This window comes from Kribbella sp. NPDC051620, from assembly GCF_044453825.1.
Classification (GTDB): Bacteria; Actinomycetota; Actinomycetes; order Propionibacteriales; family Kribbellaceae; genus Kribbella.
Genome location: NZ_JBITDB010000005.1, coordinates 582,490 through 593,988, shown reverse-complemented (window position 1 = coordinate 593,988; position 11,499 = coordinate 582,490). Strand labels below are relative to the sequence as shown.

General features: G+C 67.0%; 14 protein-coding genes. 4 read left to right on the top strand and 10 right to left on the bottom strand.

Translation table 11 applies throughout. The features are described from left to right. Window positions 1-10: 10 nt before the first annotated feature. The 5 genes from ACIA12_RS27475 to ACIA12_RS27455 form a co-directional block, all read right to left on the bottom strand. Window positions 11-967, bottom strand: a complete 957-nt coding sequence (locus ACIA12_RS27475) for an ABC transporter substrate-binding protein (RefSeq protein WP_396369955.1) — start codon at window positions 965-967, stop codon at window positions 11-13. A gap of 11 nt (window positions 968-978) precedes the next feature. Further along, window positions 979-1,929 (bottom strand): ABC transporter substrate-binding protein, encoded by a 951-nt coding sequence (locus ACIA12_RS27470; protein ID WP_396369954.1) that lies wholly within the window; start codon window positions 1,927-1,929, stop codon window positions 979-981. Next, window positions 1,929-2,690 (bottom strand): amino acid ABC transporter ATP-binding protein, encoded by a 762-nt coding sequence (locus ACIA12_RS27465; protein WP_396369953.1) that lies wholly within the window; start codon window positions 2,688-2,690, stop codon window positions 1,929-1,931. The genes ACIA12_RS27470 and ACIA12_RS27465 overlap by 1 nt, the downstream gene beginning before the upstream one ends. Continuing rightward, complete coding sequence (locus tag ACIA12_RS27460) at window positions 2,687-3,673, bottom strand: amino acid ABC transporter permease (protein ID WP_396369952.1); 987 nt, start codon at window positions 3,671-3,673, stop codon at window positions 2,687-2,689. The genes ACIA12_RS27465 and ACIA12_RS27460 overlap by 4 nt, the downstream gene beginning before the upstream one ends. Before the next feature lie 124 nt (window positions 3,674-3,797). Beyond that, window positions 3,798-3,884, bottom strand: coding sequence for a putative leader peptide (locus tag ACIA12_RS27455; protein ID WP_343238371.1), 87 nt, complete (start codon window positions 3,882-3,884; stop codon window positions 3,798-3,800). 338 nt (window positions 3,885-4,222) lie between these two features. On the opposite strand from ACIA12_RS27455, the gene ACIA12_RS27450 reads away from it, so the two are divergent. Next, entirely contained in the window at window positions 4,223-5,131 is a 909-nt protein-coding gene (locus ACIA12_RS27450) for a M23 family metallopeptidase (RefSeq protein ID WP_396369951.1), read from the top strand. On the opposite strand, the gene ACIA12_RS27445 is transcribed toward ACIA12_RS27450, so the two are convergent. Genes ACIA12_RS27445 through ACIA12_RS27435 form a run of 3 tightly spaced genes read right to left on the bottom strand, consistent with a single transcriptional unit; the run spans window position 5,128 to window position 7,423 of the window. After that, a complete protein-coding gene (locus ACIA12_RS27445) occupies window positions 5,128-5,616 on the bottom strand; it encodes a GNAT family N-acetyltransferase (RefSeq protein WP_396369950.1) in 489 nt (162 codons plus the stop codon). The two genes, ACIA12_RS27450 and ACIA12_RS27445, sit on opposite strands and share 4 nt — an antisense overlap. Before the next feature lie 26 nt (window positions 5,617-5,642). After that, window positions 5,643-6,764: a sensor histidine kinase gene (locus ACIA12_RS27440; RefSeq protein WP_396369949.1), complete on the bottom strand. Its 1,122-nt coding sequence runs from the start codon at window positions 6,762-6,764 to the stop codon at window positions 5,643-5,645. Then, the gene (locus ACIA12_RS27435; RefSeq protein WP_396369948.1) at window positions 6,761-7,423 is read right to left on the bottom strand and encodes a response regulator transcription factor; all 663 of its coding nucleotides are present in this window, start codon (window positions 7,421-7,423) and stop codon (window positions 6,761-6,763) included. The genes ACIA12_RS27440 and ACIA12_RS27435 overlap by 4 nt, the downstream gene beginning before the upstream one ends. Before the next feature lie 88 nt (window positions 7,424-7,511). Here ACIA12_RS27435 and ACIA12_RS27430 point away from each other — a divergent pair, with 88 nt between their 5' ends. Continuing rightward, window positions 7,512-8,150, top strand: coding sequence for a M15 family metallopeptidase (locus tag ACIA12_RS27430; RefSeq protein ID WP_396369947.1), 639 nt, complete (start codon window positions 7,512-7,514; stop codon window positions 8,148-8,150). A 24-nt stretch (window positions 8,151-8,174) separates the two neighbouring features. Here the strand turns inward: ACIA12_RS27430 and ACIA12_RS27425 are convergent, their stop codons facing one another. Further along, complete coding sequence (locus tag ACIA12_RS27425) at window positions 8,175-8,573, bottom strand: hypothetical protein (RefSeq protein ID WP_344840179.1); 399 nt, start codon at window positions 8,571-8,573, stop codon at window positions 8,175-8,177. Between the two features lie 14 nt (window positions 8,574-8,587). Next, a complete protein-coding gene (locus ACIA12_RS27420; protein ID WP_396369946.1) occupies window positions 8,588-9,373 on the bottom strand; it encodes an alpha/beta fold hydrolase in 786 nt (261 codons plus the stop codon). Window positions 9,374-9,608: 235 nt separating this feature from the next. Here ACIA12_RS27420 and ACIA12_RS27415 point away from each other — a divergent pair, with 235 nt between their 5' ends. Continuing rightward, complete coding sequence (locus tag ACIA12_RS27415) at window positions 9,609-10,346, top strand: helix-turn-helix domain-containing protein (protein ID WP_396369945.1); 738 nt, start codon at window positions 9,609-9,611, stop codon at window positions 10,344-10,346. Between the two features lie 10 nt (window positions 10,347-10,356). Continuing rightward, a complete protein-coding gene (locus tag ACIA12_RS27410; RefSeq protein WP_396369944.1) occupies window positions 10,357-11,301 on the top strand; it encodes an aldo/keto reductase in 945 nt (314 codons plus the stop codon). Window positions 11,302-11,499 lie beyond the last annotated feature (198 nt).

Sequence of the window (11,499 nt, the reverse complement as noted above, 5' to 3'; positions counted from 1 at the left end):
GCTCCTTCTCTCACTTCTGCTTGTTCTTGGGGAGTCCGGGCGGGTTCACCAGCGACTTCTGCACGCCCTCCGCCTCCAGGTGCCACTTGGCCAGCACCTTCGCGTAGCTGCCGTCCGCGATCGCCGCGTTCAGCGCGTCCGCGAACGGCTTGGCCAGCCCGCTGCCCTTCTTGGTGGTCACCCCGACCAGCCCCTGGATCGGGTAGCTCGACGAGACGGTGCCGACGATCTCGGTCTTGCCCGACGTCGCCACGTGGTAGGTCGCGGTCGGGTTCGGCCCGAGGTACAGGCTGATCCGGCCTGAATCCAGCGCGAGGTAGTAGTCGGTCGCCGACTGGTAGTACTTCGGGGTCGCGGGCTTCAGCCCCGCCGCGACGTTCTGCTTGTTCCAGTCGAGCAGGATCGCCTCCTGCAAGGTGCCCGAGCTGACCGCGACCGTCTTGCCGGCGATGTCGGCCGGCTTGGTGATCTTCCAGCCCGACCCCTTCTTCGCCTCCCAGGCGTGCAGCCCGAGCCGGTACGTCGCGAAGTCGTACTTCTCTTTGCGCAGCTCGGAGACGCCGATGTTCGAGATGCCGGCCTGGTACTTGCCGGAGTCCAGCCCGAGGAAGAGGTTCTCCCAACTGGTGGTCTGGATCTCCACCTGCAGCCCGAGCACGCTGGCGACCAGGTAGGCGAAGTCGATGTCGACCCCGACCGGCGTCTTGTTGTCATCGGCCGTGAACGCCAGCGGCGGCAACCCGCCACCGGCTGAACCGCTGCCGACGATCAGCTTCCCGCTCTCCCGTACCGCGGCCGGCAACTCGGCCGCGATGCTGTCCACCTTGGCCGATGTGATGTGCGACTGCCCGGCCGACGTGTCGAACGCGATCGCCGATGCGTCACTACCCTTGGGCGCCTCGGCAACCGGATCAGCACAGCCTGCCAGGACCAGCAAGAGCAAGCCGGCTGCGAATGTTCTCTTCATAGAAGCTGTCCTCAGCTCGTGATCGGGAGGCCGGGCGGATTGATCTCGGACTTGTCGACCGCTTCGTTGGAGACGTTCCAGCGGGCCAGCACCTTGGCGTAGCTGCCGTCCGCGATCGCCGCGTTCAGAGCAGCCTGGAATGCCTTCACCAGCCCGCTGTCCTTCTTCGTGGTAGCCGCGATCAGCCCCTGCAGCGACGGGCCGGCGCCGGAGAACTTGCCGATCGTCTCGGTCTGGCCGCTCGTCTTGACGTGGTAGGCGACGCTCGGGTTCGGCCCGAAGTACGCGTCGATCCGGCCCGACGAGAGCGCCAGATAGGTGTCGGACGCGCTCTGGAAGTACTTGATCGAGGCGGCCGGCAGCCCGGCCTTGATGTTCGCCTCGTTCCAGTCGACCAGGATCTTCTCCTGGTTGGTGCCGCTGCTGACCGCGATCGTCTTGCCGGCCACGTCCTTGCCGCTGTTGACCCGCCAACTGCCGCCCTTCTTCGCCTCGAACGAGATGTCGTCCTTGCGATAGGTGGCGAAGTCGTACTTCTGCTTGCGCTTCTCGGTCACCGTGATGTTGGAGAAGCCGACGTCGTACTTCGCCGAGTCGAGCCCGACGAACAGGTTCTCCCAGCTCGTCACCTGGTACTCCGGCTTCAGCCCGAGCTCACTGGCCACCAGGGTGGCGATGTCGATCTCGATCCCGATCGGGGTCTTGTTGTCATCAGCAACGAAACCGAGCGGCGGCGTACCGACGGTGCCGCCGATCACCAGGGTGCCGCGCTCGCGAACCTTGGCTGGCAGCAGCGCGGCGGCCGCGTCGTTCTTGGCCGCCGCCACCACCCTGTTCTGTTCGGGCGCGGTGTTGATGCCGCCGGTGTCGGCGGCGGCGTTTTGGGTATTCACCGGATCTGCACCGCAGGCCGCCAGAAAAGCGATCGGCAGCAGGGCGACGGCGAGCAAAGATCGTTTCATCAGAGGACCTTGGAGATGAAGGCGCGGGTGCGCTCATGGGAAGGGTTGTCGAGAACTTCGTGCGGTGGACCGGACTCGACGATCACGCCGCCGTCCATGAAGACCACCGTGTCGGCTACCTCGCGGGCGAAGCCGATCTCGTGGGTGACGACGACCATCGTGGAGCCGTCCCGGGCGAGCTCCTTGATCACGTCGAGCACCTCGCCGACCAGTTCGGGGTCGAGCGCGCTGGTGGGTTCGTCGAACAACAGCACCTTCGGTCGCAGGGCCAGGGCCCGTGCGATGGCTACTCGTTGCTGTTGCCCGCCGGACAGCTGGCGCGGGTAGACATCGGCCTTGTCGCCGACTCCGACCCGTTCCAGCAGTTCCCGCGCGACCGGCTCCACCTCGCGACGCTTCCGGCGCTGCGCCGAGACGGGCGCCTCCACGACGTTCTGCAGTGCGGTCAGATGCGCGAACAGGTTGAAGTTCTGGAACACGAACCCGACCTGCGAGCGCTGGTGCAGGATCTCCCGCTCACGCAGCTCGTGCAGCTTGTCGCCGCGCCGCTTGTACCCGATCAGCTCACCGTCGATCCGGATCAGGCCGCGATCGACCTTCTCCAGGTGGTTGATCGACCGCAGCAGCGTCGACTTGCCCGAACCCGACGGCCCGAGGATCACCGTCACGGTGCCGGCCCGGACCTCCAGGTCGACGCCGCGCAGTACCTCCAGCGTGCCGAAGCTCTTGTGCACGCCCTTCACATCGAGCATGGCGGTCATGAGCCGACCGCCGCTCCGGGTCGTGCCGCGGCCTTGGCCTGGACGGTCCGCCAGGTTCGGCGGATCCGCTGGATCGGGGTCGGGGGCAACGAGCGGCTGGTACCGCGGGCGAAGTACCGCTCGAGATAGAACTGGGCGATCGACAGCACGGTGGTGAGCACGATGTACCAGACCGTCGCCACCATCAGCAGTGGAACGACCCGGCTGTTGCGGCCGTAGATCACCTGTACCTGGTAGAAGAGTTCCGGGATTGCCATCACCGAGACGATCGAGGTGCCCTTGAAGAGCTGGATCACCTCGTTCGCGCCGTTCGGCAGGATCGACCGCATCGCCTGCGGCAGCACGATCCGGAAGAACTGCCGGCTCCGCGGGATGCCGAGTGCGGCCGCCGCCTCCGACTGCCCCTGATCGACCGAGATGATGCCGCCCCGGATGATCTCCGCCGCGTACGCGGCCTGGTGCAGCGCGAGCCCCAGTACCGCGGCGCCGAGCGGCCCGAACAGGTTGTTCGTGCTGAACCGCACGAACTCCGGTCCGAACGGGATACCGATGCTCAGCTCCTGGTACAGATAGGCCAGGTTGAACCAGAACAACAGCTGGACGATCAACGGGATCGACCGGAACACCCAGATGTAGCCCCAGGCAACTACTTGCAGGAACGGGCTGGTGGACAACCGCATGGTCGCGATCACCGCGCCGAGCGCGAAGCCCAGAACCGTTCCGTACAAGGTCAGCTGGAGCGTCACGGCCAGCGCCGAGAAGATCGTCCGGGTGGTGAAGAACTGGAAGAACGTCGGCCAGTCCCAGCCCGGATTGGTGATCAGGCCGTGCGCGAACATGGCCAGCAGCACCAGGACGACGGCGACACCGACCCAGCGCCAGGGGTGCCGGCGCCCGATCACGGGCAGGTCGGCGTCCTGCAGGGCAGGGCTTTCAGGTGGATCGGCGGCGGCGGTGGCCGAGGTCAGTGAAGTGGTCGACACAGTTGATCTCCCGGGCGGCGGGCAGGCGGGGGTGACGCCGGCGCCCGCAGGATCTGCGGGCACGGCGCTGCGGACGGTCGAGCCGTCGTAGAGGTGTCTTAAAAGGGGTGGCTCTGGAGAGCTGTCAGAGCAGACAGAGGGCGCTGGAGACGCGCTGCAGGTCGATGTGGAGACGGTAGAAGGCGAGTTCGCGCCGGGCTGGTTCTGTCATCACCGTCTCCTTCCTTGGGGCCTGGTGAACCCAGTATGAGATGACAATGAAAGAGAAGTAAGTCAGTCGACAAACCTCTCATATTCTGGACGCCTTTAGCGCGCCCGGAGGGCTCTGGACGGCTGCGACCCGGGTGATCCCGGTCACTGCGATCTTCAACTACTCACTGGTCACTTTTACGCCTGACCGGCGACAACAGGCTCGGATCCGATCACTGTCCGTGGTGGAATTTCGGTGATCTGATCGCAAACGGTGTTTGAAGAGACCGTGACCTCCTCGTTATGGTCGGTGGGCCGCTGGGGACGACCCTGGCGGCTACTCGACTCTGGAAGGCTCTCGTGTCCCCTCACCATGACGTGTCGGAAGCAGGACGTACGGCACCTCGTCGTACTCCGGCCGGCGCGCGTCGGGTGGCGAAGCACCGCCTGACGTCCCGCCGTACTTCCGTCCGTGGCGTCCAGCTGGTCGGCCTCACGGCTGCCCTCGCGGCCGCCGCCGGTACCAGCGCCGTCGCCCTCTCCCCCTCAGCCGGTCCGGCCAGCGCAGGTACCAGCGCAACCGCCGGCCAACTCGAAGCAATGACCGCGGCACGGGTCGAGCGTCGTGACCTCGCCTCGCGAGACTTCGACCGCTTCGACCTGTCGCTCGCCTCCACCCGCAAGGCGCAGGCCGACGCGGCCGCCGTCGCCAAGGCTCGGCAGGCGAAGCTGACCGCGAACGCGACGCTGACTGCCCGCCGTGCGCTGGCACTGTCGGCTGCCAAGGCACAGGCCGCGGCCAAGGCCAAGGCGCTCGCCAAGGCAGCGGCTGCGGCTAAGGCCGAGGCCCTTGCCAAGGCAGCGGCCGCACCGAAGGTCGTGCTGCCGACGACCGGCTACCACCTGACGGCAGGCTTCGGTCAGGCAGGCGGACGCTGGGCCAGGAACCACACCGGCCTCGACTTCGCGGCTCCGCTCGGTACGCCGATCCGCTCGGTGATGGCGGGTGAAGTGATCCAGGCCGACTACGAAGGCGCGTACGGCCGTCAGGTGAAGGTCCGCCACGCGGACGGCACCGTCACGTCGTACAGCCACATGTCGGAGTTCGACGTCTCCGTCGGCGACACGGTCCAGGCGGGCACGCAGGTCGGCGCGATCGGCGTCACCGGTAACACGACCGGGCCCCACGTGCACTTTGAAGTACTGCCCGGCGGCGGCGACCCGATCGACCCGAAGCCGTGGCTGCGGGAGCACGGACTCAATCCCTAGAGGAATTTCGCGAGGGTCAGCTTGTCGACTGACTGGCCCTCGATCAGGAACTCGCGTGGGTGGGTTCCCTCGACGACGTAACCGTGGCGCTCGTACAGCCGCCTTGCGACGGTGTTCGTACCGTGCACGTTCAAGGTGATCTTGCGGGCGCCGCGGCGCTTCCCCTCGTCGGCCGCCGCGGTGAGCAGGATCGACCCGATCCCGCGCCCCTGCGCCTGCTTGGCCACCGCCACCCCGTTGATCGACAGCACGCCGTCGCCCTCGGGGAACGTGTACTTGTCCTGTAGCCGCAGATAGCCCAGCACCTCGCCGTCGTCCTCGGCCACCAGGTGCGCGTCCGGCCCACTCCGTTCGCTGAAGAACTCGCTCTTGTCGGTCGGCGTCATCGACGGGAAACCCGATGACGCATCCCATACGGTCAACTCGATCGCCAGCAGCGCCGCCTCATCCGCCTCGACGGCCCGCCGCACAGTCACCTCACCCATACCCCAATCCTCACCCGGGACAGAGGTCAACTTCGCAGGGGGTGCAGGTGGACCGAGGCTTTGAGGCCGCCGGTTGGCTGAGCTGCCAGATCCAGTGTGCCGCCGTGGGCGGTAGTGATGGCGGCGACCAAGGTCAGTCCTAAGCCATGGCCGCCCCCAGAGTGTTTGGCGAGGCGGGCGCCTCGGGTGAAGGGTTCGGTGAGAGTGGTGACCTTGGCGGGGTCGATCACCTCGCCGGTGTTGACTACGGTCAGGCGGCCGCCGGACTGCACCGTCAGCAGCGCAGTACCGCCGGCGGGGAGGTTGTGGCGGATCGCGTTCTGGCCGAGGTTGACGATGAGTTGGTGCAGCAGCGTCTCGTTGCCGTCGACGATCGACCCCTCGATCGCCGTCGTGAGCGTGACCCCGGCCGCCACCGCCTCCGGCTGCAGCTCCGCGACCGCCTGCCGCGCGACCGACGCGAGATTGACCGGCTCCAGCTCGACCTTCCGATTGCCGAGCGCGGCCAGCGCCAGCAGCGCCTCGACGATGTCGATCCCGCGCTGATTGGTCTCGTGCAACCGGCGGGCCAGCTCGCGCACATCCTGATGATCGGGATCCGCGATCGCCACCTCGAGCATCGTCTTCATCACCGCATGCGGCGTCCGCAGCTCGTGCGAGGCATTCGCCGCGAACCGCCGGTACTGCGTGAACGCCCGCTCCAGCCGCTCGAGCATCTCGTCGAACGTGTCGGACAGATCGGTGAACTCGTCCCGCGGCCCACCCAGCCTGATCCGGTGATCGAGCGACCCGTTCGCCGCGAGCCGCGCCGCCGAGGTGATCTCCTGCAACGGCCGCAGCATCCGCCCGGCGATGATCCACCCGGCGCCCATCCCGATCGCGGCCAGCAGCGCCAGCGCATACAGGGTCAGCTTGACGACGGTGTCGAGGATCTCGCCCCGGGTCGCCACGGGCGTCTGGTCGCGCGGGTTGGCCGCCGTCAGCGGGTAGTTCGGCACGAACCGCATCACCGCGTAGATGATGATGCCGATCACCCCACCCGCAAGCACCAGCAGCAACGCATAACTGAGCGTCAACCGGAGCCGCACGGTCAACCGCGGCCGCCAGCTCATCAACGGTTCAGCCGGTACGGCGGGCGTAGTACTCATGACTCGCCGATCCGGTAGCCGACGCCGGGCACGGTGTGGATCACCCAGGGGTCGCCGAGCCGTTTGCGCAGCGTGGAGATCGTGATCCGGACCGTGTTGCTGAACGGATCGGCGTTCTCGTCCCAGGCGCGTTCGAGCAGCGTCTCGGCGCTGATCACTCCACCCTTGGCCGTCATCAACACCTCCAGGACAGAGAACTGTTTGCGGGTCAGCTTCACGTAGCGCCCGGACCGGTAGACCTCCCGCCGGAACGGATCGAGGCTGACCCCGGCGTACTCGAGCACCGTCGGCGCCGACTCGGCCGGCCGCCGGGCCAGCGCCCGCAGCCGGACGACCAGCTCGCGCAGCTCGAACGGTTTGGTCAGGTAGTCGTCGGCGCCCACCTCGAAGCCGCTGATCTTGTCGTCGAGATCACCGGCCGCGGTGAGCATCAGGATCCGTACCGGCAGTCCCTGGGCGAGGATCCGGCGAGCCACCTCGTCACCGTTCGGCGGCGGGATGTCCCGGTCGAGTACGACCACGTCGTACTCGTTGATGCTGATCGACTCCAGCGCGGTCTCGCCGTCGAAGGCGAGGTCGGCCGCGATCGCCTCCAGTCGCAGCCCGGCCCGGATCGCCTCGGCGAGGTACACCTCGTCCTCCACGACCAGAACCCGCATGACCACCATTGAAGCAGGCCGGACGTATCGAAAACGTATCCGGAAACGTTGACGCTCCGGCAACGTCGTGCACGGTGAACTGATCGGCATGCTCCCAGACGATCTAGTTGCCACCCGCAAGAGAATGCGCCGGCTCAACCTGCTGGTCATCCTGGCGATCGTTGTCGCGGTCAGCTGCTTCGCCCTGGCCGCCTGTACTTCGGTCGACAACACGCACTCGGCCACCTCCGCTCCCGCGGGCTCCGGCGCCCCGGACCCGGTGAAGTCGACCAAGCACCATCGCGGCGACCCGGGGCCGGAGGACGGCGTACTGCCGGACAACGCCTCACCCTTCGACACCTCGCTGCCCGGGGTGGCCAACCTGAATCCTCAGCTCTTGAAGGCGATCCAGGATGCTGCGCGCGCTGCCGAGCAGGCTGGGATCAAGCTCCACCTCACGACCGGCTGGCGGAGCAAGGAGTACCAGCAAGAGTTTCTGGAGAAGGCGATCAAGCGCTACGGCAGCCGCGAAAAGGCCAGCGAGTACGTCGCCACCCCGGAGGAATCCCACCACGTGACCGGCGACGCGGTCGACGTCGGGCCTACTGACGCGGACGATTGGCTGAACCGCAAGGGCGCGCGCTTCGGGCTCTGCCAGACACTCGCCAACGAGATCTGGCACTTCGAACTGGCCACGACTCCGGGCGGGACCTGCCCACCGATGAAGAGCACGTCCAGCAGCAGGTAGCCGCTGGACGTGCTTTCTCCCGGGTCATGCGGCGTCGAGGGCACCGGTGATCTTGCGGGCCATGTCGGCCAGTACCGGGCTGGGCTCACCCAGGTGGGTCTGCGATGCCTCGATGGCGAGGACGACGGTGCTGCGGAAGTTGTCCGCCTCGGCCGGAGCCTGGTCCTTGAGCAGCGTCATGGCCGCGGTCAGGGCCGGCAGAACGTTGTCGGCCAGTTCGGCGACGGTCTTGCCGCTCAGGTTCATGCCCTTGGACTTCTCGTTGAGGACGTGGCCGACCAGGCCGGTCGCGGAGGTGAGGGCGATGGTTCCGTCGGTCGCGACCTTGTGCGGCTTGCTCGCGGCGGCGGCGATCAGCGAGACGGCGCCGTACGCGGCGGTACGGAGGGTGTTCTTGTCCTGGTCGTTGAGGGTGATGGTCATGGTGTTTCTCCTTGTCAGTTGTTGTGTAGCTGGTGAGCGGCCGCGATGGTTTCGCGGACCGCCTGGGCGATGGCTCGGAAGTCCTTCTTGAGGATCTTCGAGTGGTTGCTCGGGACCTTGGCGCTGATCTGGATGTTCGGGTTGCGCTCCAGTACCGGGTCGAGGGAAGCCCGCGCGGCCTCCATCTCCTCCTCGCCGCCACCGAGGTTGGAACCGGTGGCCAGCACGTACCGCACCGGGCAGGTGATCTGGCCGAGCTGTACGTCCACCGAGTCGACGATCTCGTTGATCTCGATGTTGACCTCGGCGTGCATCGCGGCGCTCATCCGCGCCGCCATCCCGAACGGCCGGGCCAGCGGCAGGATGAACCGCATCTTGTGGAAGAGCTTGCGGATCCGCTCCTGTCCTTCCGCACCGGTCAACCCGTACGGCATCGCGCCGTCCACGTTGACGACACCGAGTACCCGCTCCGGGTGCCGCGCCGCCCAGTGCGCCGCGATGGTCGCGCCGTAGGACCAGCCGACCAGGATCGGCTTCTCCACCCCGGTGGCCTTGAGAATGGCGTCGAGGTCCCGCAAGGTTCCTTCGAACGAGTAGTCCGCCGACTGCTTCGACTTGCCGCGCGCCCGCTCGTCGTAGGTGATGTGCCGGTACTCGTTGCCGAGGGCCTCGATCACCGGCCGCCACGGCCGCTGGTCGGCGTACGCGCCGTTCAGGTACACGATCGCCGGTCCGGCGCCGCCGCTGTCCGTCATCGCCAGCGCCGTGTCGTCGACCGGCACCATCTGCATGTTTCCCATCACGATCTCCTAGCGCCTTTGTGTTCAGGAATCTCCGAACAAGAAGAACGCTACATTGCGTTTATGGATCTTGCAACATCGATTTCGAGCTTGTTCGCCTTGTTTTTGGACGATTTCGGCTTGCTTTGCAATGAGTCTGAGCATGAACGCAATGACTGTAGCCGCATTGCATTGCAATGGCCTGAGGGTGAATGCATACTTGGCGGCGTCCGACAGCGACAGGAGACCAGTACCGATGCCCGGAGGCAGACTCACCGAGGAGGACCGGCGGCTGATCGCCGCGGGGCTGGCCGAAGGACTCGGCTACGCGGAACTCGGCCGGCGCCTGGACCGCCCCGCCTCGACGATCATGCGAGAGGTCACCCGCAACGGCGGCCCCGACGACTACCAGGCCGATCGTGCCCAGCAGGCAACCAGCACCCGTGCCCGCCGCAACAACCAGCCGCAACCGCCGGCACCGGCCCCTACCGACAGCAGCTACGGCCGCGATCCCCAGGCCGTCCAGGACTTCACCGAGTCGTTCACCGAGCTCCTGGTCCAGCAAGGCCTCCCCAGAATGGAAGCCCGCGTGATGGCCTGCCTGCACATCACCGACTCCGGCTCCCTCAGCGCGGCCGACCTGGTCCAGCGCCTCCGCGTCAGCCCCGCATCCATCTCCCACGCCGTCGGCTTCCTCGAACAACAAGGAATGCTGCTGCGCGAACGCCTCCCCGGCGAACGCCGCGAGCGCTACGTCATCGACGACGAGATCTGGCTCCGCAACCTCTTGGCGTCCCTGCAGATGAACAACGCCCTGATCGCCGCCTCCCGCCAGGCCGCCACCCTGCTGGGCCCCACCACTCCGGCCGGCGTCCGCTTCAACAACTCAGCCGAGCTCCTGGTCCTGGTCACCGAAGCCCTGACCCAGGCCATGGAAAAGTGGCGCGAGCACCTGGCCTCCCGCACCGCTCCGGAGCACCCGTCGCTCGACTAGGTTTGGCGTCATGACCCTGCAGACGCGTCCCCTCGGTACTTCCGGTATCGATGTCACCACGATCGGGCTGGGCGCGTGGCAGCTCGGCAAGTCCTCCAGCTGGCCGACCGGCCCCGACCCGGACGAGGCGGTGCGGATCGTGCACGCCGCCTTGGACGCCGGGGTCAATTTCATCGACACCGCGCCGGCGTACGCCGACGGCCAGAGCGAATTGAACGTCGGCACCGCGCTGCAGAGCGTCTCCCGCGACCAGGTCGTGCTCTGCACCAAGGTCGGGCCGACTCACGACGGGCGCGCCGACTGGTCCGTCGGCGCGGTCGCGACGTCGGTCGAGGGCAGCGCCCGGCGAATGGGCGTCGACTACATCGACGTCGTCGTCCTGCACAGCCCGCCGCCGGAGGTACTGAACAGTGCCGACCACTACGCCGCCCTGGAAACCCTGCGGGACAAGGGCCTGATCCGCGCCTTCGGCGCCTCGGTGGACTGGGACCAGGACGTCCGGACCGTGTGTACGAACACCAGCTCGCAAGCGCTCGAGGTCCGGATGTCCGCACTCTTCCAGGAGACCTGGCCCAGCGTCTCCGAAGCTCCCGCCAACGGCGCCGGCGTCATCGTCAAGGTCCCCCTGGAATCCGGCTGGCTCTCCGGCCAATACGACGCCAACAGCACCTTCACCGACGTACGCTCCCGCTGGTCCCCTGCCGACATCGCACTCCGCGCCGCCCTCATCGACGAACTCCGCGCCCTGCTCCCCACCGGCACCAGCCTCGTAGACGCGGCCGTCCAGTTCCTCCTGGCCAACAACGGCGTCTCCACCGTCATCCCCGGCACCCGCTCAATCCCCCACCTACAATCCAGCCTCACCGCAGCCGCCACCCCCCTCCCCTCCGAAACCATCGAAGCAATCCACACCTGGTACGCCGACCGCCTAAACAACCAACATCTCGACTGGTAACCCAGCCGACTGTTTTCCCCACGCCGGCGCTCTGCTCCTTCGTCGCTCACCCGCGCTGAGCTCCCACCCACCCCAGGGCGCGGGCTCCTTCGTCGCCCGCTTTGTGAGAACGCCGGGCCGCCCGTTCCCTGTCAGGTACACGCCTGCGCGGCTGCTTGCGTTTGCTGCATTGGGTACGGACCCTTCACTTGTAAATCG

What these genes read in the sequence shown, in the direction of transcription:
- ACIA12_RS27445 (WP_396369950.1), bottom strand. Translation starts at nt 5,616, where the DNA reads ATGGGTGAGGTGACTGTGCGGCGGGCCGTCGAGGCGGATGAGGCGGCG.
- ACIA12_RS27440 (WP_396369949.1), bottom strand. Translation starts at nt 6,764, where the DNA reads ATGAGTACTACGCCCGCCGTACCGGCTGAACCGTTGATGAGCTGGCGG.
- ACIA12_RS27435 (WP_396369948.1), bottom strand. Translation starts at nt 7,423, where the DNA reads ATGCGGGTTCTGGTCGTGGAGGACGAGGTGTACCTCGCCGAGGCGATC.
- ACIA12_RS27420 (WP_396369946.1), bottom strand. Translation starts at nt 9,373, where the DNA reads ATGGGAAACATGCAGATGGTGCCGGTCGACGACACGGCGCTGGCGATG.
- ACIA12_RS27470 (WP_396369954.1), bottom strand. Translation starts at nt 1,929, where the DNA reads ATGAAACGATCTTTGCTCGCCGTCGCCCTGCTGCCGATCGCTTTTCTG.
- ACIA12_RS27475 (WP_396369955.1), bottom strand. Translation starts at nt 967, where the DNA reads ATGAAGAGAACATTCGCAGCCGGCTTGCTCTTGCTGGTCCTGGCAGGC.
- ACIA12_RS27425 (WP_344840179.1), bottom strand. Translation starts at nt 8,573, where the DNA reads ATGACCATCACCCTCAACGACCAGGACAAGAACACCCTCCGTACCGCC.
- ACIA12_RS27410 (WP_396369944.1), top strand. Translation starts at nt 10,357, where the DNA reads ATGACCCTGCAGACGCGTCCCCTCGGTACTTCCGGTATCGATGTCACC.
- ACIA12_RS27455 (WP_343238371.1), bottom strand. Translation starts at nt 3,884, where the DNA reads ATGACAGAACCAGCCCGGCGCGAACTCGCCTTCTACCGTCTCCACATC.
- ACIA12_RS27430 (WP_396369947.1), top strand. Translation starts at nt 7,512, where the DNA reads ATGCTCCCAGACGATCTAGTTGCCACCCGCAAGAGAATGCGCCGGCTC.
- ACIA12_RS27415 (WP_396369945.1), top strand. Translation starts at nt 9,609, where the DNA reads ATGCCCGGAGGCAGACTCACCGAGGAGGACCGGCGGCTGATCGCCGCG.
- ACIA12_RS27465 (WP_396369953.1), bottom strand. Translation starts at nt 2,690, where the DNA reads ATGACCGCCATGCTCGATGTGAAGGGCGTGCACAAGAGCTTCGGCACG.